The sequence below is a fragment of the Pseudomonas sp. AC463 genome (assembly GCF_979253585.1).
This window is the reverse complement of record NZ_CEEDDZ010000013.1, coordinates 1-21,437: the sequence shown is the minus strand read 5'-3', so window position 1 is coordinate 21,437 and position 21,437 is coordinate 1. Positions and strand designations below refer to the sequence as shown.

Here is a 21,437-nt window from a genome sequence, read left to right as displayed (position 1 = left end):
AAATGTGGGAGGGGGCTTGCCCCCGATGGCGGTGGGTCAGTTAAAAATTTATCAACTGACACACCCTCATCGGGGGCAAGCCCCCTCCCACATTGGATCTCCAGTGGCTGGGCGGGCGGGATCCTGCGCGAAAATGGTGCGTAGCGGCATACGTCAAATGACGTACTCCGCTACGTCAGCCTGCGTATACCCGCGCTGGCCCACTGCCGCCATGCTGGACCCCTCATTGCAGAGGAGTCGCCCCATGGAACCACGATTGATCCGCTCCAAACCGCTGTTGGCCTTGTCCTTGTTGGCGGCCGCGCTGTTCAGCCAGGGCGTGCTGGCCGATAACGAAGGCCTGGCCGTGACCCCTACCGAAGTGACCGTCGGCCAGTTGCACTCGGCCACCGGCACCATGGCGATTTCCGAAACCGGCTCGATCCAGGCCGAACGCCTGGCCATCGAACAGATCAACGCGTCGGGCGGGATCCTCGGTCGGCAGATCAAGGTGATCCAGGAAGACGGCGCGTCCGACTGGCCGACCTTCGCGGAAAAAGCCAAGAAGTTGCTGGTCAACGACAAGGTCGCCGCCGTGTTCGGCTGCTGGACCTCGGCCTCGCGCAAAGCCGTGCTGCCGATCTTCGAAAAAGAGAACGGTCTGCTCTACTACCCGACCTTCTATGAAGGCCTGGAACAGTCGAAAAACGTGATCTACACCGGCCAAGAAGCCACCCAGCAGATCCTCGCCAGCCTCGACTGGATCGCCAAGACCAAGGGCGCAAAAACCTTCTACCTGGTCGGCTCCGACTACATCTGGCCGCGAACCTCGATGAAAATCGCGCGCAAGCACATTGAAAACGTGCTGCACGGCACCGTGGTCGGCGAAGACTACTACCCGCTGGGCAACACCCAATTCGGTTCGCTGATCAACAAGGTCAAGCTGAAAAAGCCTGACGTGGTGTTCGCGGCGGTGGTTGGCGGCTCCAACGTGGCCTTCTACAAACAACTGAATGCGGCAGGCGTGAACTCGGCCAAGCAGACCCTGCTGACCCTATCGGTGACCGAAGACGAACTGCTCGGCATCGGCGGCGAAAACATGGCCGGTTTCTATGCCTCGATGAAGTACTTCCAGAGCCTGGACAACCCCAACAACAAAGCCTTCGTCGACGCCTTCAAGGCCAAGTACGGCAAGGATGCGGTGATCGGCGACGTGACCCAGGCCGCCTACCTCGGCCCATGGTTGTGGAAAGCCGCAGTGGAAAAGGCCGGCAGTTTCGACGTGGATAAAGTCGTCGCGGCAAGCCCTGGCATCGAACTGAAAACCGCGCCGGAAGGCTATGTGAAGATCCACGAAAACCACCACCTGTGGAGCAAATCGCGGATCGGTGAAGTGCTGCCTAACGGTCAGTTCAAGGTGATCTTCGAGTCGGATCTGATCGAGCCGAACCCGTTTCCCAAGGGTTACCAGTAAGTAACAAGTCAATAGAGATCCAAATGTGGGAGGGGGCTTGCCCCCGATGAGGGAGTGTCAGTCACCTGATGTGTTGCTGACCCACTGCTATCGGGGGCATGCCCCCTCCCACATAGAGCAAAAGCGCACTGCATACCCACTATCACCTCCCGCTCAGGAGACCATCATCATGGAATGGCTATCGGAATTTGGAGCCATCGCGGCAATGCAGGGGTTCAACGGTTTGTCCGTGTTCTGCGTGCTGTTGCTGATGGCGTTGGGGCTGGCGATCATCTTTGGCCAGATGGGCGTGATCAACATGGCCCACGGTGAGTTCCTGACCATCGGCGCCTATACCACCTACGTGTGTTCCAGCCTCACTGCGCACTTTGCGCCGAGCTTCCAGCCCTATTACTTTTTCTTCGCCATTGCCCTGTCATTCCTGGTCGCCGGCGCCATCGGCTGGCTGGTGGAATGGGCGATGATCAGCCGTTTGTACAAGCGCCCGCTGGACACCTTGCTCGCGACCTGGGGCCTGTCTCTGGTGATGCAGCAAACCTTCCGCTCGGTGTTCGGCGCCCGTGAAGTCAGCGCCGAACCGCCAGCCTGGCTGATGGGCTCGGTGAACTTCACCGACGCCATCGAAATCCCGCGCAACGGCCTGTTCATGATGGGCCTGACCCTGCTGCTGACCGGCGCGATCTTCCTGATGCTCTACCGCTCGCGCTGGGGCCTGCAGGTGCGCGCCACGGTGCAGAACCGCTTGATGAGCCGCGCGGTGGGCATCAACACGCGCAAGGTCGACCGCATGACCTTCGCCCTCGGCTGCGGCGTGGCCGGTGTGGCTGGCGCGGCGTTTACCACCATCGGTTCAACCGGCCCCACGGCCGGCTCACAGTACATCGTCGACACCTTTCTGGTGGTGGTGTTCGGCGGCGCGCAAAGCCTGTTCGGCACCATCGCCTCGGCGTTCGTGATCGCCCAGACCCAATCGCTGTCGGAGTTTTTCCTCAGTGGCTCGATGGCCAAGGTGCTGACCTTGTCGTCGGTGATTCTGATCCTGATGCTGCGCCCGCAAGGGTTGTTCTCCATCAAAGTGCGCAAGTAGAGGCGAGCAGATGAAGGCTTTAGACAAGCTGCTGGGCGGCCAGCAAAACCTGATCGGCATCGTGCTGCTGGCGCTGTTGATCCTTGTGGTGTTCCCCCTCACATTGGACGCGTTTCGCCTGAACATGGTCGGCAAATACCTGACCTACGCGTTTGTGGCGGTCGGCCTGGTGCTGTGCTGGGGCTATGGCGGCATTCTCAGCCTGGGGCAGGGCGTGTTCTTCGGTGTCGGCGGCTACTGCATGGCGATGTTCCTCAAACTTGAGGCCTCGGACCCGCAGAGCACCAAGATCCAGTCCACGCCGGGCATCCCGGACTTCATGGACTGGAACCAGATCACAGAGCTGCCCTGGCTGTGGCAGCCGTTCCACAGTTTCAGCTTCACGCTGGTGGCGGTGATTGCGGTGCCGGTGCTGCTGGCATTCATCATCGGCATGGCGCTGTTCAAGCGCCGCGTGGGTGATGTGTATTTCTCCATTGTCACCCAGGCGATTGCGCTGATTCTTACCGTGCTGATTGTCGGCCAACAAGGCTTGACCGGCGGCGTCAACGGCATCACCGACCTCAAGACCCTGCTCGGCTGGGACCTGCGCACCGACAGCGCAAAAATGCTCCTGTACTTCATCAACGCCGGCTTGCTGTTCGGCTGCATCTTCATTGGCCGCTTTATTCTCGCGTCCAAGCTCGGCCGGTTGCTGATGGCCATGCGTGACAAGGAAGAGCGCGTGCGGTTTTCTGGCTATGACGTGGCCAGCTTCAAGATCTTCGTGTTCTGCGTGGCCGCCGCGTTTTCGGCGATTGGCGGGGCGATGTTTGCCTTGCAGGTGGGCTTTATGTCGCCGTCGTTCGTGGGCATCGTGCCGTCGATCGAGATGGTGATTTTTGCCGCAGTGGGCGGGCGCATGTCGCTGCTCGGCGCGGTGTATGGCGCGCTGTTGGTGAACTACGGCAAGACCTACTTTTCCGAGTCCTTCCCCGAGCTGTGGCTGTACCTGATGGGCGGGTTGTTTATCGCCGTGGTCATGTACTTCCCCAACGGTTTGGCCGGTTTGTGGGACAGCCATGGGCGCCAGGCGTTGGCAAAACTGCTGCGGCGCAAACCGCTGGTCAAGGCCCCGGTTAAAGCCAAGGCCAAAACCAAGATCCTGGAGACTCAACCATGACCGCCGTCGGCTTTGAAATGAATAAACCGGTATTGGCCATCGAAGGCCTTACCGTGTCGTTCGACGGCTTCAAGGCCGTCGACAACCTCAACCTGTATATCGACCGCAATGAAGTGCGCGTGGTCATCGGCCCCAACGGCGCCGGCAAGACCACGGTGCTCGACCTGATCTGCGGCAAGACCCGCGCCACCAGCGGCAGCATCCAGTTCGACGGCAAGGAACTGACCAAAATGCGCGAGTACAACATCGTGCGCGCCGGGGTTGGGCGCAAATTCCAGAACCCGTCGATCTACGAAAACCTCACGGTGTTCGAGAACCTCGAGATGTCCTACCCGGCCGGGCGCAAGGTGTGGGGCGCGCTGTTCTTCAAGCGCAACGCCCAGGTGGTCGCGCGGGTGGAGGAGGTGGCGCGGGAAATCTTCCTCGGCGACTTGCTGCAGCAACAGGCCGACCTGCTGTCCCACGGGCAGAAGCAGTGGCTGGAAATCGGCATGTTGCTGATGCAAGACCCGGAGTTGCTGATGCTCGATGAGCCGGTGGCAGGCATGAGCGTCAACGAGCGCGCGCAAACCGCCGAGCTGCTCAACCGCATCAGCCAGGGCCGTTCGGTGCTGGTGATCGAGCACGACATGGAATTCGTCAAAAGCATCGCTCACAAAGTCACGGTGCTGCACCAGGGCAAGGTGCTGGCCGAGGGCAGCATGGAGTCGGTGCAAAGCAATCCTAAAGTCATTGAAGTGTATTTGGGCCACTGAGGAAGCAGGCATGTTCAAGATCGACCAGTTGTCCTGCGGCTACGGGCAGAGCCAGATCCTCCACGACCTGGACCTCAACGTGGCCAAGCGCGAGATCGTCGCGGTGATGGGCCGCAATGGCATGGGCAAGACCACCTTGTTCAAGAGCCTGATGGGCATCCTGCCGCAGTGGAAAGGCCAGGTCAGCGTGGATGGGCACAATGTGTCGGCGCTGGAGACCCACGAACGGGTCGCGCGTGGCATCGCCTATGTGCCCCAGGGCCGCATGATTTTCCCGAGCATGAGTGTGCTGGAGAATATCCAGACCGGGCTGCCGGCGTCGGCACGGGGCAAAGTGCCGGAGGATTTGTACGCGCTGTTTCCGGTGCTCTATGACATGCAGTCGCGCAAGGGCGGCAACCTCTCTGGCGGCCAGCAACAGCAACTGGCAATTGCCCGGGCGTTGGCGACCAACCCCAAAGTGTTGTTGCTGGATGAGCCGACCGAGGGGATTCAGCCGTCGATCATCAAGGACATTGCGCGCACGTTGAAAGAGATTCGCACTTTGCGCGATTTGACCATTGTGGTGTCGGAGCAGGTGCTGTCGTTTACCCTGGAAATTGCCGATCGGTTTTTGGTGATCGAGAAGGGGCGGTTTGTGATTGAGGAGACGCGGGATCGGGTGGATGAGGCGACCATAAGCCGCTACCTATCCGTCTAGAGGTAGCACCGTTCAACATGTGGGAGGGGGCTTGCCCCCGATAGCAGTCTTTCAGCCACTTATATCGTGGCTGACCCACCGCTATCGGGGGCAAGCCCCCTCCCACATGTGTTTGGTGTTGCAACTGCGAGATTTATACGTCATCCGACGTATTCCCCGTTTTACCTGGCTCCATGAGACTGGATCGAACGCACCGTCATCCGTCCAGGAGCCAGCCCATGACCGAAACGCTGATCAAAGTCGACCTCAACCAACCCGTCACCGAGAACGAGCAGATCCACAACCGTTGGCACCCGGATATCCCGATGGCCTGCTGGGTGAAGCCGGGTGACGACTTCATTCTCGAAACCTACGACTGGACCGCCGGCGCGATCAAGAACAACGACGACGCCAGCGATGTGCGCGACGTGGACCTGTCCACCGTGCATTACCTGTCGGGCCCGGTGGGTGTGCACGGCGCCGAGCCGGGTGACCTGTTGGTGGTGGACTTGCTCGACATCGGCGCCAAGGCCGATTCGCAGTGGGGCTTCAACGGCTTCTTCTCGCGCCAGAACGGCGGCGGGTTTCTCACCGACCACTTCCCCAGCGCGCAAAAAGCCATTTGGGATTTCAAGGGCATGTTCACTAGCTCCAGGCATATCCCGGGGGTGAATTTCGCCGGCCTGATCCATCCCGGGCTGATCGGCTGCCTGCCCGACCCGGTGATGCTCGCCGACTGGAACCGCCGCGAGCAGGAACTGATCGACACCAACCCCACCCGCGTGCCGCCGCTGGCCAACGCACCGCTGGCCGCCACCGCGCACATGGGCAAGCTGCAGGGCCAGGCCCGTGACGATGCCGCCGCCACCGGCGCACGCACCGTGCCGCCGCGCGAGCATGGCGGTAACTGCGATATCAAGGATTTGTCCCGCGGTTCGAAGATCTTCTTCCCGGTCTACGTCAACGGCGCCGGGCTGTCGGTGGGCGATTTGCACTTCAGCCAGGGCGACGGCGAAATCACCTTTTGCGGCGCCATCGAAATGGCCGGCTGGGTGCATATGAAAGTCGAGCTGATCAAGGGCGGCATGGCCAAGTACGGGATCAAGAACCCGGTGTTCAAGCCAAGCCCGATCACGCCGAACTACAAGAACTACCTGATCTTCGAAGGCATCTCGGTGGACGAACAGGGCCAGCAGCATTACCTGGACGTCAACGTCGCCTACCGCCAGGCGTGCCTGAATGCGATCAACTACCTGACCAAGTTCGGCTACTCGCCGGCCCAGGGTTACGCGTTGCTCGGCTCGGCGCCGGTGCAGGGGCATATCAGCGGCGTGGTGGACATCCCGAATGCCTGCGCGACCTTGTGGCTGCCGACGGAAATCTTCGAGTTCGATATCAACCCGAATGCCAACGGCCCGACCAAATTCTTGGACGGCAGCATCGACCTGCCCATCGCCCCGGACCTGTAGCCATGCCGACCTACGAATACACCTGCGAGAGCTGCGGCACCTTCACGATGTTGCGGCCGATCGCCCAGCGCAACGAACCCAGCCAATGCCCGTACTGCGCGGGGGCAGGCGGGCAGTTGCTGATATCGGCCCCGGCCCTGCAAACGTTGTCGGCGAACCAGCGCAAGGCCATTGCCGGCAACGAGCGCAGCGCCAACGCGCCGCAGACCGTCGGCGAATACCAGCAAAGCCGCAAGCACCCGGCCGGTTGCAGCTGTTGCGGCACCAGCAAGAAGGTGCTGCCGAGCAAGGCCAACCCATTGGGCCTCAAGACCAAAACCGGGCCACGCCCGTGGATGATCAGCCACTAGACCAGGAGCGTTGTTATGCGTCATGGCGACATTTCCAGCAGCCCGGACACCGTCGGTGTCGCGGTGGTGAACTACAAGATGCCGCGCCTGCACAGCAAGGCCGAGGTCATCGACAACGCAAAGAAGATTGCCGAGATTATCGTCGGCATGAAGCAGGGCCTGCCCGGCATGGACCTGGTGGTGTTCCCGGAATACAGCACCATGGGCATCATGTACGACCACGACGAGATGATGGCCACCGCCGCGAGCATCCCCGGTGAAGAAACCGCGATTTTCTCCGCCGCCTGCCGCCAGGCCAACACCTGGGGCGTGTTTTCCCTGACCGGCGAGCGCCACGAGGAGCATCCGCACAAGGCGCCTTACAACACGCTGGTGCTGATCAATAACCTCGGCGAAATCGTGCAACGCTACCGCAAGTGCATTCCGTGGTGCCCCATTGAGGGCTGGTATCCGGGGGATCGCACTTATGTGTGCGACGGGCCCAAAGGCATGAAGATCAGCCTGATTATCTGCGACGACGGCAACTACCCGGAGATCTGGCGCGACTGCGCGATGAAGGGCGCGGAGCTGATCGTGCGTTGCCAGGGCTATATGTACCCGGCCAAGGAGCAGCAGGTGCAGATGTCCAAGAGCATGGCCTGGGCGAACAACTGCTATGTGGCCGTGGCCAACGCGGCGGGTTTTGACGGGGTGTATTCGTACTTCGGTCACTCGGCGATCATCGGCTTTGACGGGCGCACGCTGGGCGAGTGCGGCGAGGAAGAGATGGGCATTCAGTACGCCCAGCTCTCGGTGTCGCAGATTCGCGATGCGCGGGCCAATGACCAGTCGCAGAACCACCTGTTCAAGCTGCTGCACCGGGGTTACACCGGCATGCACGCCTCGGGCGATGGCGACAAGGGCGTGGCCGACTGCCCGTTCGAGTTCTATCGCACCTGGGTACTGGATGCGCAAAAGGCCCAGGAAAACGTCGAGAAAATCACCCGCAATACAGTGGGCGTCGCCGAGTGCCCGGTGGGGCAACTGCCCCACGGCGGTAAAGAAAAAACCGTGGAGTAGGGCATGCGTTTTACCTTTGAACCGGCTCAGGTGATGGCCTTGCTGCGCAGCCGTATCGTCGGCCAGGACGCCGCGTTGGCCCAGGTGGAAGGCCTGCTCAAGGTGGTCAAGGCGGATATCGGCGAGCGCGACCGGCCCTTGAGCGTCAACCTGTTCATGGGCCCCACCGGCGTGGGCAAGACCGAAATCGTGCGCCTGCTGGCCCAGGCACTGCACGGCCGCGCCGATGGCTTTTGTCGTATCGACATGCACACCCTGGCCCAGGAACATTACGCGGCGGCACTCACCGGCGCGCCGCCTGGCTACGTGGGTAGCAAAGAGGGCATCAGCCTGTTCAACAGCGAGTTGATCCAGGGCACCTACAGCCGGCCCGGGATCGTGCTGTTCGATGAGCTGGAAAAAGCCAGCCAGGAAGTGGTGCGCAGCCTGCTCGGCATCCTTGAAAACGGCCAACTGACCCTGGCCGGCGGCACGCGCACCCTGGACTTTCGCAACAGCCTGATTTTCATGACCAGCAATATCGGCGCGCAGCAGGCGCGTCGGCATCGCCAGCGTTTTGCCCAAGGCTGGCGGCGCCTGCTGCGGGTGTTTGCGCGGGGCGAGGCGGCGGTGCTGGAAGAGGCGTTGCACGGGCACTTCGAGCCGGAGTTTCTCAACCGCATCGACCGCATCCTGCTGTTCGAGCCCATCGACGCCCAGTGGCTGGAGGCACTGCTGGACGTGGAGTTGGCCAAACTCAACCAACGCCTGGCGGCGCAACAACGCTCGTTGAGCGTGGATGCGCAGGCGCGGGCATGGCTGTGCCGCCAGCATGACGTGCGTTTTGGCGCGCGCGCCTTGAGTCGGCGCTTGCGGGTCGAACTGGAGCCGGCGATTGCCGAGTGTGTGTTGCGCGGGCCGGGCCGGCACTTGAGGGCGACACTGCTCGACAGCCGCCTGGTGGTAGAACCCCAGCACGGATAAAGCACATAGGATCCAATTACGGTATAACCCTCGGACGCTTTAGCTCTCCGAGGCCCCGTTTTTCATGCAAAGCCCTTTGCAACGCCCGCTGTGGCAGGTCTACCTGATCTTCCTGGCACCGATGGTGCTGTCCAACTTCCTGCAGAGTTTTTCCGGCACGCTCAATGGTATCTACGTCGGGCAGATGCTCGGCACCCAGGCGCTGGCGGCGGTGTCGGGCATGTTCCCCATCGTGTTTTTCTTCATTGCCCTGGTGATCGGCCTGGGGGCGGGCGCCTCGGTATTGATCGGCCAGGCCTGGGGCGCGCAGGAAACGGCGATGGTCAAGTCGATTACCGGCGCCACCCTGACCCTCGGCGCGCTGGTGGGCTTGATCGCGGCGGTGCTGGGCAGCCTGTTTGCGCGCCCGGCGTTGCAGGCGCTGGGCACGCCGGTGGATGTGCTCGACGACGCGGTGGGTTACGCGCAGATGATGATGCTGATCATGCCGTTGCTGCTGGTCTTCATCCTCTATACGCAATTGCTGCGCGGGGTCAGCGATACAATTTCGCCGTTGCTGGCGCTGATGGTCTCGACCCTGGTGGGCCTGCTGCTGACCCCGGCGCTGATTCGCGGCTGGATCGGCCTGCCGCCCCTGGGCATCCAGAGCGCGGTGTACGCCGGCCTGGTGGGTAACGCCTCGGCGATGCTGTTTCTGGTCCTGCGCCTGCGCCATAAAAACCATGTGATGGCGCCTGATCGTGAGTTGCTCGCGGCCCTGCGCCTGGACCGCGTGATCCTCGGCAAAGTCCTGCGGATCGGCTTGCCCACCGGCTTGCAGATGGTGGTGCTGTCGCTGTCGGAGCTGGTCATCCTGGCCCTGGTCAACGGCCACGGCTCCCAGGCCACGGCGGCCTACGGCGCGGTGACGCAGATCGTCAACTATGTGCAATTCCCGGCGCTGTCGATTGCCATCACCGCCTCGATCCTCGGCGCCCAGGCGATTGGCGCCGGCAAGCTGGAACGCATCGGGCCGATCCTGCGCACCGGGTTGCTGATCAACACCGGCCTGACCGGTGGACTGATTGTGCTGGGCTACGTGTTGTCGCACTGGTTGCTCGGCCTGTTCATCACCGACGACGCGGCGCGCATCAACGCCGAACACCTGCTGCACATCATGCTCTGGAGCATCCTGGTGTTCGGCTTCCAGGCCGTGATTGGCGGCATCATGCGCGCCAGTGGCGTGGTGCTGATGCCGGTCGTTATCTCGATCTTCTGCGTGTTGTGCGTGGAACTGCCGATGGCGTATCTGCTCAACGCGCACTTTGGCCTGGAAGGCGTGTGGATGGCATTTCCGGTGACGTACCTGGCGATGCTGGCGCTGCAGACCGCGTATTACCGGCTGGTGTGGCGGCACAAACAGATCAAGCGGTTGGTGTGAAGATGGCAAACCCTTACGCGGCGTTATTCCAGGCCCCGGGTTCCCGGGCGTTTGTATTGGCCGGCATGCTGGCGCGGATGCCGGTGTCGATGACCGGCATCGGCCTGATCACCATGTTGGCCCAGGTGCATGGCGGCTACGGCCTGGCCGGTTCGGTGGCGGCGGTGTTTGCGCTGGCCACGGCGTTTTGCGCGCCGCAGGTGTCGCGCTTGGTCGACCGCTACGGCCAGGGCCGGGTGCTGCCGATTGCGGCGTTGATCGGCGGCGGGGCGTTGCTGCTGTTGTTGCTGTGCACCCGCTTGCAGGCGCCGAGCTGGACGCTGTTCCTGTTCGCCGCGCTGGCCGGCTGCATACCGAATATGTCGGCCATGGTGCGGGCGCGCTGGACCGAGTTGTATCGGGGCCAGCCCCAGCTGCAAACCGCGTTTGCCCTGGAGTCGGTGCTCGATGAAGTGTGCTTTATCATCGGCCCGCCGATTTCGGTCGGCCTGAGCGTGGTGCTGTTTCCGGAAGCCGGGCCCTTGGTGGCCGCGCTGTTGCTGGCGGTGGGCGTGACCACCTTTGTGCTGCAACGCGCGACTGAACCGCCGGTGCACGCGCACCAGGCCCATCACGGCCGCTGGCTGATCGCTTCGCCCTCGGTGCTGATCCTGATGATTTTGCTGTTGGCCATGGGCGTGATCGTCGGCGTGGTCGACGTGGTTAGCGTGGCTTTCGCCCAGCATCAGGGGCAGCCGGCGGCGGCGAGTATCGTGCTGTCGGTGTACGCCATCGGTTCGTGCCTGGCGGGGTTGGCCTTTGGCACGCTCAAGCTCAAGGCCTCGTTGCCCCGGCAGTTCCTGTTCTGCGGCGTGGCGACGGCGCTGACCACCGTGCCGTTGCTGCTGGTGAGCAATATTGCGGGGCTGGCGGCGGCGATCTTTGTCTCCGGGCTGTTCTTCGCCCCCACGCTCATTGTGTCCATGGCCCTGGTGGAGCGCATCGTGCCGCCCAGCCGCCTCACCGAGGGCATGACCTGGCTGATCACCGGCCTCAGCATCGGCGTGGCCATTGGTGCGGCAAGCGCCGGGTGGATGATCGACCACTTTGGCGCCACCAGCGGCTTTTGGGTGGCGGTGGCGGCGGGGGCGGTGGTGCTCGGGTCAGCGTTGCTGGGCTATCGGCGCCTGGGCTGATCAGCCAATCGCTGGGTAAGCGTCTGCGCTGTGCTGTTGCAAAAACTCACTCAGCGCCTGGCGCGTCAGGTCATTGAGCGTCACCTTTTTACGGGTTGCGGCCAGGGCTGCAGCCAGGTGCAGGTCATGGCCGACGCGAACATTGAAGGAACCTTTGCACGGTTTCTCCGGCGTGTGCCCGAGGCTCTGGCAGGTCGCGAGGTAGTCGTCCACCGCCTCGCGAAACGCCGCGTCCAGCTCGGCGACGGTTTTGCCTTCGTAACTCACCAGCGCCTTGATGAACAGGATCTTGCCGAACAGGCAGTTGTCTTCGACGCTGGCTTCGATAGAGCCAATGTAGCCTTTGTGTTTCAGTTGGTTGTTCACTGAATCAGTTCTCCTGATTTCAATTGTTCGATGATCTGGCGCCGAATGTAGTGTTTCAGTTCGTTGCCGGGGTGGGGCCTGTGCAAGGTGATCATTGCACTGGGGTCGCCGAGGTCGAACTTGACGCGGCTTCCTGCCCCCTCGATCTGTGTGTATCCAAGCCAGCGCAGCAGCGTGACAAGCTCGGGCCAGGTAAATGCCATGTGCTCGTTGAGCAGTTTGGCGAGCAGCTTTTCATTTTTGGACACGGCGTTCCCTGCGTGTAACTAAATGTAGTTGCAAAAAGTGGTGTCCGTCAATGCTAGCTCGAGTCGCGCAGCCTTTCTCGGGATTGATGTAACCCCTGATGACACGTCGCTCCAGGCCTTCATGCCCCGCGCTAATTTTTCCCTCGCCGGTTCGTTTTATAGGGACGACGTGCCTTTGTGCTTCCTGCCTATTGCTCCGGACTCCACGAAATGAATGCTGAAGACTCCTTGAAACTTGCTCGCCGGTTTATCGGGTTGCCCCTGGAAAAACGCCAGCTGTTCCTGCAGGCACTGCAGAAAGAAGGGGTGGATTTTTCCCGGTTTCCGATTCCGGCCGGGGTGGAGGCCGAGGACCGCTTTGCGCTGTCCTACGCGCAGCAGCGCATGTGGTTCCTGTGGCAACTGGACCCGGCCAGCGGCGCCTACAACCTGCCGGGCGCCGTGCGCCTCAAGGGCGCGCTGAGCCTGAGCGCGATGCAACAGGCATTCGCCAGCCTGGTGGCGCGGCACGAAACCCTGCGCACGGTATTCCAGCGCCAGGCCGATGAGCGCCTGCTGCAGGTGGCGCTGGAGCCGTCGCTGGCCGTCGAACAGCTCGACCTGAGCGACCTGGCCCCAGAGGTGCGCGAGCACGCCGTCAACGACGCGGCCACTCGCCAGTCGCTGCTGCCGTTCGACCTGGAGCATGGCCCGCTGCTGCGCGTGCAGTTGCTCAAGCTCGACGCGCAGGAGCACGTGCTGCTGCTGACCCTGCACCACATCGTCTCCGATGGCTGGTCGATGAACGTGCTGATCGACGAATTCATCCGTTTTTACGACGCCCATGAGCGCAACCAGGCCCCGCAATTGCCGGCGCTGCCGATCCAGTACGGCGACTACGCCCTGTGGCAGCGCCGCTGGCTGGAAGCCGGCGAGCAGGCCCGTCAGCTGGAATACTGGCAGGCACGCCTGGGTGATGAGCACCCGGTGCTGGAGCTGCCAACCGATCACCCGCGCCCGGCCATGCCCAGCTACCAGGGCACTCGCCACAATTTTGCGATAGACCCGGCGCTGGCCACGCAGTTGCGTAGCTACGCGCAACAGCACAACGTCACCGTGTTCATGCTGTTGCTCGGCGCGTTCAATGTGCTGCTGCATCGCTACACCGGCCAGGGCGATATCCGTGTCGGCGTGCCGATTGCCAACCGCAACCGTACCGAGGTCGAAGGGCTGATCGGCTTCTTCGTCAACACCCAGGTCCTGCGCACCGAACTCAGCGGGCAAACCCGCGTCAACGAGCTGCTGCAAGGCATCAAGGAACACGCCCTCGGCGCCCAGGCCCATCAGGAATTGCCCTTCGAACGCCTGGTGGAAGCCCTCAAGGTCGAGCGCAGCCTCAGCCATACGCCGCTGTTCCAGGTGATGTACAACCACCAGCCGGTGGTGTCCGACATCGGATCGGTCAGCACCGCGTCCGGCCTTGAACTGGCCCTGGTGGAGTGGCAAGGCCGCACCACCCAGTTCGACCTGACCCTGGACACCTATGAAAAGTCCGGCACCCTGCACGCCGCGCTGACCTACGCCAACGACCTGTTCGACGCGCCGACCATCGCCCGCATGGCCCAACACTGGACCCGCCTGCTGCACGCCATGGTCGCCGATGGCGAGCAGCGCATCGGTGAGTTGCCGATGCTGGCCGCCGATGAGCAACAGGTGCTGGTGCAGGCCTGGAACCATACCGCGCAGGCCTATCCGACCGAGCGCGGCATTCATCACCTGATCGAAGACCAGGTGCGCGCCACGCCTGATGCGCCGGCGCTGGTGTTCGGCGCCACCACGCTGACCTATGCGCAACTCGACGCGCGTGCCAACCGGCTGGCCCATGCCTTGCGCGAGCAGGGGGTTGGCCCCGATGCCCTGGTAGGCATCTGTGTCGAGCGTTCCATCGAAATGGTGGTCGGCCTGCTGGCGATCCTCAAGGCCGGCGGCGCCTACGTGCCCCTCGACCCCGAATACCCCCAGGACCGCCTGGCCTACATGATCGAAGACAGCGGCATTCAGTTGCTGCTCAGCCAGCACAGCCTGTTGCCGTTGCTGCCCACCGCAGGCATCCGGGTGATTGCCCTCGACCAGCCTGCATCATGGCTGGACGGCTACAGCAGCGAGTCACCCGCGGTTGCAGTCCACGCGCTGAACTTGGCCTACGTGATCTACACCTCCGGCTCCACCGGCAAGCCCAAGGGCGCCGGCAACAGCCATCGCGCCTTGGTCAACCGCCTGTGCTGGATGCAGCAGGCCTATGGTTTGGATGCCAGCGATGCCGTGCTGCAGAAAACCCCGTTCAGCTTTGACGTGTCGGTGTGGGAGTTCTTCTGGCCGCTGATGACCGGCGCGCGCCTGGTGGTTGCGGCCCCTGGCGAACACCGCGAGCCGGCACGCCTGATCGACACCATCGGCCGCCACGCGATCACCACCTTGCACTTCGTGCCGTCGATGCTGCAGGCGTTTATCCATGAGCCGGGCGTGCAGGCGTGCGCCAGCCTCAAGCGCATCGTGTGCAGCGGCGAAGCCTTGCCGCTGGATGCGCAGGTCCAGGTGTTCGCCAAGCTGCCGCACGCCGGTTTGTTCAACCTCTACGGCCCCACCGAAGCGGCCATCGACGTGACCCACTGGACCTGCGTCGACGAAGGCCGTGACGCCGTGCCCATCGGCCGCCCGATTGCCAACCTTGGTACCTACGTACTCGACGCCCAACTCAACCCGGTTCCCGCTGGCGTCGCCGGCGAGCTGTACCTGGGCGGCACAGGCCTGGCCCGCAGTTACCACCGTCGCCCGGGATTGACCGCCGAGCGTTTCGTGCCCAGTCCCTTCGGTGACGGCGCGCGCCTGTACCGCACTGGCGACCGCGTGCGCCAGCGTGCCGATGGCGTGATCGACTACCTCGGCCGCCTCGACCACCAGGTCAAGCTGCGTGGCCTGCGCATCGAATTGGGCGAAATCGAGACACGCCTGATGCAACACCCCGGCGTGCGCGAGGCCGTGGTGCTGGTGCCGGGCGGCAAGCAACTGGTGGCGTACCTGGTGCTGGAAGGCGAGGCGCCCACCGACCTCAAGGCCTGGCTGCTCAGCACCCTGCCGGAATACATGGTGCCGACGCACTTCGTCACCCTGGCAAAGCTGCCGGTGACCGCCAACGGCAAGCTCGACCGCAAGGCCCTGCCATTGCCGGACGCTACGCCGCACCAGGCCTATGTCGCGCCGGAAAATCCGTTGCAACAGGCCTTGGCGGCGATCTGGAGCGATGTGCTTGGCGTCGATCAGGTCGGCCTCGAAGACAACTTTTTCGAACTGGGCGGCGATTCGATCATCTCCATCCAGGTGGTCAGCCGCGCGCGCCAGGCCGGGATTCGCTTGAGCCCGCGCGACCTGTTCCAGTACCAGAGTGTGCGCAGCCTGGCGTTGGTGGCCACGTTTGAGCAGGCCTGCGCTATCGACCAGGGCCCGGTCACCGGTGAGGTGCCCCTGACCCCGGTGCAGCAACACTTTTTCGCCGAGGCGATCCCCGCGCGTCAGCATTGGAACCAGTCGTTGCTGCTGACCCCGCGCGAGGCCCTGGAGCCTGCGCGTCTGGAGGCGGCGCTGGCTCAAGTGATCAACCATCACGACGCCCTGCGCCTGCGTTTTGTAGCGCGGGCCGAAGGCTGGCAGCAAACCCATGCCGCGCCGCTCGGCGAAGTTGCACTGTGGCAATCCCAAGCCGCCGACGACACGGCGTTGGCCGCACTCTGCGACGAAGCCCAGCGCAGCCTCGACCTCGAGCGCGGCCCGCTGCTGCGCGCTGTCTTGGTCAGCCTGGCCGACGGCACCCAGCGCCTGCTGCTGGTGGTCCATCACCTGGTGGTGGACGGCGTGTCCTGGCGCATCCTGCTCGAGGATCTGCAGCAGGCCTACAGCGGCGCCGCCTTGCCGGCCAAGACCAGCGCCTACCAATTGTGGGCGCAGCAATTGCAGGCCCATGCCCTGACCCTCGACGCGCAACTGCCGTACTGGCAGGCGCAAACCGTGGGCGCGGACTTGCCCTGCGACAACGCCCACGGCGGCCTGCAAAACCGCCTGGGCAGCACACTCGAAATCCGCCTCAGCGCCGAGCATACCCGCCAACTCTTGCAGGATGCCCCGGCGGCCTACCGCACCCAGGTCAACGACCTGCTGCTGACGGCCCTGACGCGCGTGATCAGCCGTTGGAGCGGCCAGCCAGGCGCGCTGATCCAGTTGGAAGGCCATGGTCGCGAAGACCTGTTCGATGGCGTCGACCTGAGCCGCACCGTTGGCTGGTTCACCAGCCTGTTCCCGGTACGTCTGCAAGCCGATGGCGAGCTGTCGACTGCAATCAAGGCGGTCAAGGAGCAACTGCGCGGCGTGCCCGACAAAGGCATCGGCTACGGCCTGCTGCGTTACCTCGGCACGCCCGATGCCCGTGACAGCCTGGCGAACCTCACCGCGCCACGCATCACCTTCAATTACCTGGGGCAGTTCGACCGCCAGTTCAACGAGTCGGCGCTGTTTGTGCCGGCCACCCAAGGTAGCGGCCAGGCCCAGGACCCCGAGGCACCGTTGGCGAACTGGCTGACGGTGGAAGGGCAGGTGTACGGCGGCGAGCTGGCGCTGCAATGGGGCTTCAGCCGCGACATGTTCGAGGCAGCGACCATTCAGGCGCTGGCGGATGACTACCAGCACGAACTGCTGGCATTGATCGCCCATTGCATCGACCCCCAACACGGCGGCCTGACCCCGGCCGACGTGCCGCTGGCGCGCCTGGCCCAGGCACAACTGGATGAGCTGGCACTGCCCACCCGTGGGGTGCAGGACCTGTACCCGCTGTCGCCGATGCAGCAGGGCATGCTGTTCCATAACCTGTACCAACAGGGCCAGGACGATATCTACGTCAGCCAGTTGCGGGCCGATATCGAGGGCCTTGACGTGCCGCGCTTCCAGCGTGCCTGGGAGCAGGTGCTGGCACGCCATGACATGCTGCGCACCGGGTTTGTCTGGCAGGACGCCCACGCCCAACCGCTGCAGGCGGTATACCGCGAGGTGGGGTTGCCGTTCGCCGAATATGACTGGCAGGCCCGCACCGACCAAGAGGCCGCGCTGGACGCGCTGAGCGAATCGACCCGCGCCCAGGGCTTCGTGCTGGAGCAGGCGCCGTCGCTGAACCTGACATTGGTGCGCACCGGCACCGACCGTGTCCACCTGATCTACACCAACCACCACATCCTGCTCGACGGCTGGAGCCGTGCGCAGCTGTTTGGTGAAGTCTTGCAGCACTATGCCGGCCAACCCCTGGCAGCCATCCAGGGGCGATATCGCGACTACATCGGCTGGTTGCAGGCGCAAGACGCATCGCTCAGCGAGACGTTCTGGAAAGGCCAGTTGGCCGCGCTGCAAGTGCCGACGCAGTTGGCACGCGGCGCCGCGACCACGCACTCAGCCGCCAAGGGCGCTGTACACCTGGCCTTCGACCCCGCGCAAACCGCGCACCTCAAGGCCTTTGCCCAGGCCCATAAAGTCACCTTGAACACCCTGGTGCAGGCGGCCTGGCTGCTGTTGTTGCAACGCCACACCGGCCAGGACACCGTCGCTTTCGGCGCCACCGTTTCCGGGCGGCCGGCAGGCCTGCCGGGGGTCGAGCAGCAAGTGGGCCTGTTTATCAATACCTTGCCGGTCATTGCCACACCCAGCCCGCAGCTGTGGGTCGGTGAATGGTTGCAGCAGCTCCAGGAACTCAACCTGAGCCTGCGTGAGCACGAACACACGCCGCTGTTTGACATCCAGCGTTGGGCGGGGGCGGGCGGCACGGCGCTGTTCGATACCCTGCTGGTGGTGGAAAACTACCCGGTGTCCGCGGCCCTGGCCCACGGCGCCCCGGCCGGCCTGACCTTCAGCAACGTGCGCAACCTTGAGCAGACGCACTATCCGCTGACCGTCCTGCTGGGCGCCGGTGCCGCCCTTGAGTTCGAGTTCAGCTTCGATGTGCAACGCTTCTGCGAGGGTGACATTCGCCAGCTGGCAGACACCTTCCGTCATCTGCTGCAAGGCTTGAGCAGCGCCACGCCACAACGCTTGGGGGACGTGCCGGTGCTGAACGACGCGGCGCGCCAGCAGTTGGTCTACGGGTGGAACGCCACCGCCCGCGACTACCCGTTGCCGCACTGCGTGCACCAGTTGATCGAAGCGCAGGCCGCCCGTACGCCGGACGCGCCTGCACTGGTCTTCGCCCGGCAGCGCCTGAGCTACGCCGAGCTGAACCGGCGCGCCAACCGCCTGGCCCATCGTTTGATCGAGGCCGGTGTGGGGCCGGATGTGCTGGTGGGCGTGGCCGTGGAGCGCTCCGTGGAGATGGTCGTCGGCTTGCTGGCCATCCTCAAGGCCGGCGGCGCGTACGTGCCACTGGACCCGGAATACCCTCGCGAACGCCTGGCCTACATGCTTGAGGACAGCGGAGTGAAACTGCTGCTGACCCAGGCGCATTGGCTGCAACAGCTGCCGATCCCGGCCGGGCTGGACTGCCTGGTGCTGGGTGAGTCAGGGTTTGAGGGCTACAGCGAAGCCAACCCCGAGATTGCACTGGATGGCGAAAACCTCGCCTACGTGATTTACACCTCGGGTTCCACCGGCCAGCCCAAGGGCGCCGGCAACCGCCATTCGGCACTGACCAACCGCCTGCAATGGATGCAGCAAGTCTATGCCCTGGACCTCAGCGACACCGTGCTGCAAAAGACTCCGTTCAGCTTCGACGTGTCAGTGTGGGAGTTCTTCTGGCCGCTGATGACCGGCGCACGCCTGGTGGTGGCGGCGCCGGGTGACCATCGCGATCCGGCCAGGCTGGTCAGCCTGATCAATGCCGAGCAGGTCACCACGTTGCACTTCGTGCCGTCGATGTTGCAGGCGTTCATGCAAGAGCCGACCGTCGCCACCTGCCACACCCTGCACCGCATCGTGTGCAGCGGCGAAGCCTTGCCGGTGGATGCGCAGCAGCAGGTTTTCGCCAAGCTGCCCGGTGCCGGCCTGTACAACCTCTATGGCCCCACCGAAGCCGCCATCGATGTGACCCACTGGACCTGTATCGATGAAGGCCGCGACGCGGTGCCGATTGGCCGCCCGATCGCCAACCTCGGCTGCTACATCCTCGACAGCAACTTTGAACCCGCCCCCGTCGGCGTGCTGGGCGAGTTATACCTGGGAGGCGTCGGCCTGGCTCGGGGCTACCACCGTCGCCCAGCCCTGACCGCCGAGCGCTTTATCGCGCATCCGTTCGTCACGGGTGAGCGCCTGTACCGCACCGGCGACCTGGCACGCTATCGCGAAGACGGGGTGATCGAGTATGCCGGGCGTATCGACCATCAAGTCAAGCTGCGTGGCCAGCGTATCGAGCTGGGCGAAATCGAAGCACGCCTGCTGGAACACAGCGGCGTGCGCGAGGCTGCGGTGCTGGCGGTCGATGGCCAATACCTGGTGGCGTATGTGGTGCCCCATGAGGTCGGTGATGACTGGCGCGAAGTGTTGAGCGCCCACCTGGCCCAGCACCTGCCGGACTACATGGTGCCGGCGCAATGGTTGCTGCTGGAGCACATGCCCCTGAGCCCCAACGGCAAGCTGGACCGCAAGGCGCTGCCGAAGGTGGACGTGCAAACCCGCGCCTACCTCGCCCCGAACACCGCACTCGAACAACAGGTCGCCGCAATCTGGGCCCACGTGCTGGGTGTGGAGCAGGTTGGCCTGAACGACCAGTTCTTTGAACTGGGCGGGCATTCGCTGCTGGCCACCCAAGTGATCTCGCGTTTGCGCCATGGCCTTGGGCTGGATGTCGGTTTGAAGGCACTGTTCGATCAGCCTGTGCTGGGCGACTTCGTCCAGGCATTAGGCGTTGCAGGAGTTGACGCTGCAAGGCTTGAAAGCAGCGCGATCCAACGCGTCGAACGCGATCAACCGTTGGCGCTGTCTTACGCCCAGGAGCGCCAGTGGTTCCTCTGGCAACTGGACCCGCACAGCGCCGCTTATCACGTGCCCAGCGCCTTGCGCCTCAAGGGCTCGCTCGATCAGGGCGCCCTGCAACGCGCCTTCGACACCCTGGTCGCGCGCCACGACAGCCTGCGCACCCATTTGCAGCAGGACGCCGAGCGCACGGTGCAAGTGATCAGCACGCACCTGAACATCGAACTTACCCCGGTGGATGCCGATGAGGTTCGCCTCAAGGCACTGGTAGAAGCGTGCATCACCCAGCCGTTCGACCTGCGCCAGGGCCCGCTGATGCGCGTCAGCCTGTTGCGCCTGGCCGCCGATGAGCATGTGTTGGTGCTGGTGCAACATCACATCATCTCCGACGGCTGGTCGATGCAGGTGATGGTCGACGAGTTGGTCCAGCTCTACGCCGCCTATAGCCAGGGGCAGGCGCTGCAACTGCCGGCGCTGCCGATCCAGTACGCCGATTACGCCGTGTGGCAACGCCAGTGGATGGAAGCCGGGGAGAAGGCTCGCCAGCTCGACTATTGGCGTCAGCGGCTCGGCGGCGAACAGCCGGTGCTGGAGCTGCCGTTTGACCATCAGCGCCCGGCGGTACCGACCCACCGTGGGGCGCGTCTGCAGGTGCCATTGCCGGCGCCGTTGCTCGAGGGCCTCAAGGCCCTGGCCCAGGGTGAGGGCGTGACCCTGTTCATGCTGTTGCTGGCGTCTTATCAGGTGCTGTTGCACCGCTACAGTGGCCAGCAGGATATTCGCGTCGGCGTGCCCATCGCCAACCGCAACCGGGTCGAGACCGAGGGCCTGATCGGCTTCTTCGTCAACACCCAGGTGCTCAAGGCCGATATCGACGGGCACACCACCGTTCGCCAGCTGCTGGCCCAGGTCAAGCAGCGTGCGCTGGAGGCGCAAGCCCACCAGGACCTGCCGTTCGAACAACTGGTGGAAGCGCTGCAACCGGAGCGCAGCCTCAGCCTCAGCCCGTTGTTCCAGGTCGCATTCAACCACCATATCAGCTTGGCGGGCGGGCACTTGCGTCGCCTCGGGCAGTTGGATATCAGCCCGGTCGGATGGAATGAAGCGGTTGCGCAGTTCGACCTGACCCTGGACATCGAGGAGTCCCAGGCACAGCTGCGTGCGTCGTTGAGCTACGCCACCGACCTGTTTGACGCCGCCACCATCGAGCGCATGGCCCGCCACTGGCAGAACCTGTTGCAGGCGATGGTGGCTGACCAGGCGCAAAACATTGGCCA

14 protein-coding genes are annotated in these 21,437 nt (G+C 63.6%); 12 read left to right on the top strand and 2 right to left on the bottom strand.

What is annotated here, in order from left to right; all coding sequences use genetic code 11:
- Positions 1-244: 244 nt before the first annotated feature.
- From urtA to AC0IYH_RS17260, 11 genes are all read left to right on the top strand, one after another.
- On the top strand, positions 245-1,453 hold the full coding sequence (gene urtA, locus AC0IYH_RS17310) for an urea ABC transporter substrate-binding protein (protein WP_116630184.1): 1,209 nt from the start codon (positions 245-247) through the stop codon (positions 1,451-1,453).
- Positions 1,454-1,622: 169 nt separating this feature from the next.
- Entirely contained in the window at positions 1,623-2,540 is a 918-nt protein-coding gene (urtB, locus tag AC0IYH_RS17305; protein WP_165842718.1) for an urea ABC transporter permease subunit UrtB, read from the top strand.
- 10 nt (positions 2,541-2,550) lie between these two features.
- Positions 2,551-3,702, top strand: a complete 1,152-nt coding sequence (urtC, locus tag AC0IYH_RS17300; RefSeq protein WP_116630183.1) for an urea ABC transporter permease subunit UrtC — start codon at positions 2,551-2,553, stop codon at positions 3,700-3,702.
- Positions 3,699-4,457, top strand: coding sequence for an urea ABC transporter ATP-binding protein UrtD (gene urtD / locus AC0IYH_RS17295; RefSeq protein ID WP_116630182.1), 759 nt, complete (start codon positions 3,699-3,701; stop codon positions 4,455-4,457). The genes urtC and urtD overlap by 4 nt, the downstream gene beginning before the upstream one ends.
- A 10-nt stretch (positions 4,458-4,467) precedes the next feature.
- Complete coding sequence (urtE, locus tag AC0IYH_RS17290) at positions 4,468-5,157, top strand: urea ABC transporter ATP-binding subunit UrtE (RefSeq protein ID WP_116630181.1); 690 nt, start codon at positions 4,468-4,470, stop codon at positions 5,155-5,157.
- 218 nt (positions 5,158-5,375) lie between these two features.
- Positions 5,376-6,605 carry a formamidase gene (gene fmdA, locus AC0IYH_RS17285; RefSeq protein WP_116630180.1) on the top strand — a complete coding sequence of 410 codons (1,230 nt, stop codon included), beginning with the start codon at positions 5,376-5,378 and terminating at the stop codon, positions 6,603-6,605.
- Positions 6,606-6,607: 2 nt separating this feature from the next.
- Entirely contained in the window at positions 6,608-6,955 is a 348-nt protein-coding gene (locus AC0IYH_RS17280; protein WP_471835369.1) for an FmdB family zinc ribbon protein, read from the top strand.
- Positions 6,956-6,970: 15 nt separating this feature from the next.
- A complete protein-coding gene (locus AC0IYH_RS17275; RefSeq protein WP_471835367.1) occupies positions 6,971-8,014 on the top strand; it encodes an aliphatic amidase in 1,044 nt (347 codons plus the stop codon).
- Between the two features lie 3 nt (positions 8,015-8,017).
- The gene (locus tag AC0IYH_RS17270; RefSeq protein ID WP_471835365.1) at positions 8,018-8,977 is read left to right on the top strand and encodes an AAA family ATPase; all 960 of its coding nucleotides are present in this window, start codon (positions 8,018-8,020) and stop codon (positions 8,975-8,977) included.
- Between the two features lie 64 nt (positions 8,978-9,041).
- The gene (locus tag AC0IYH_RS17265; RefSeq protein ID WP_471835364.1) at positions 9,042-10,397 is read left to right on the top strand and encodes an MATE family efflux transporter; all 1,356 of its coding nucleotides are present in this window, start codon (positions 9,042-9,044) and stop codon (positions 10,395-10,397) included.
- A 2-nt stretch (positions 10,398-10,399) separates the two neighbouring features.
- Positions 10,400-11,572: an MFS transporter gene (locus AC0IYH_RS17260; protein ID WP_471835362.1), complete on the top strand. Its 1,173-nt coding sequence runs from the start codon at positions 10,400-10,402 to the stop codon at positions 11,570-11,572.
- Here the strand turns inward: AC0IYH_RS17260 and AC0IYH_RS17255 are convergent, their stop codons facing one another.
- Positions 11,573-11,938: a type II toxin-antitoxin system HicB family antitoxin gene (locus AC0IYH_RS17255; protein ID WP_116630174.1), complete on the bottom strand. Its 366-nt coding sequence runs from the start codon at positions 11,936-11,938 to the stop codon at positions 11,573-11,575.
- The gene (locus tag AC0IYH_RS17250) at positions 11,935-12,186 is read right to left on the bottom strand and encodes a type II toxin-antitoxin system HicA family toxin (RefSeq protein WP_116630173.1); all 252 of its coding nucleotides are present in this window, start codon (positions 12,184-12,186) and stop codon (positions 11,935-11,937) included. Before AC0IYH_RS17250 ends, AC0IYH_RS17255 begins: the two co-directional genes overlap by 4 nt.
- A gap of 210 nt (positions 12,187-12,396) precedes the next feature.
- On the opposite strand from AC0IYH_RS17250, the gene AC0IYH_RS17245 reads away from it, so the two are divergent.
- On the top strand, positions 12,397-21,437 hold a 9,041-nt coding region (locus AC0IYH_RS17245; protein WP_471835359.1), incomplete at its 3' end, for an amino acid adenylation domain-containing protein.

Excerpts from the sequence above, each read along its gene's own strand:
- urtA (WP_116630184.1), top strand. The coding sequence starts at position 245 with ATGGAACCACGATTGATCCGCTCCAAACCGCTGTTGGCCTTGTCCTTG.
- urtB (WP_165842718.1), top strand. The coding sequence starts at position 1,623 with ATGGAATGGCTATCGGAATTTGGAGCCATCGCGGCAATGCAGGGGTTC.
- urtC (WP_116630183.1), top strand. The coding sequence starts at position 2,551 with ATGAAGGCTTTAGACAAGCTGCTGGGCGGCCAGCAAAACCTGATCGGC.
- urtD (WP_116630182.1), top strand. The coding sequence starts at position 3,699 with ATGACCGCCGTCGGCTTTGAAATGAATAAACCGGTATTGGCCATCGAA.
- urtE (WP_116630181.1), top strand. The coding sequence starts at position 4,468 with ATGTTCAAGATCGACCAGTTGTCCTGCGGCTACGGGCAGAGCCAGATC.
- fmdA (WP_116630180.1), top strand. The coding sequence starts at position 5,376 with ATGACCGAAACGCTGATCAAAGTCGACCTCAACCAACCCGTCACCGAG.
- AC0IYH_RS17280 (WP_471835369.1), top strand. The coding sequence starts at position 6,608 with ATGCCGACCTACGAATACACCTGCGAGAGCTGCGGCACCTTCACGATG.
- AC0IYH_RS17275 (WP_471835367.1), top strand. The coding sequence starts at position 6,971 with ATGCGTCATGGCGACATTTCCAGCAGCCCGGACACCGTCGGTGTCGCG.
- AC0IYH_RS17270 (WP_471835365.1), top strand. The coding sequence starts at position 8,018 with ATGCGTTTTACCTTTGAACCGGCTCAGGTGATGGCCTTGCTGCGCAGC.
- AC0IYH_RS17265 (WP_471835364.1), top strand. The coding sequence starts at position 9,042 with ATGCAAAGCCCTTTGCAACGCCCGCTGTGGCAGGTCTACCTGATCTTC.
- AC0IYH_RS17260 (WP_471835362.1), top strand. The coding sequence starts at position 10,400 with ATGGCAAACCCTTACGCGGCGTTATTCCAGGCCCCGGGTTCCCGGGCG.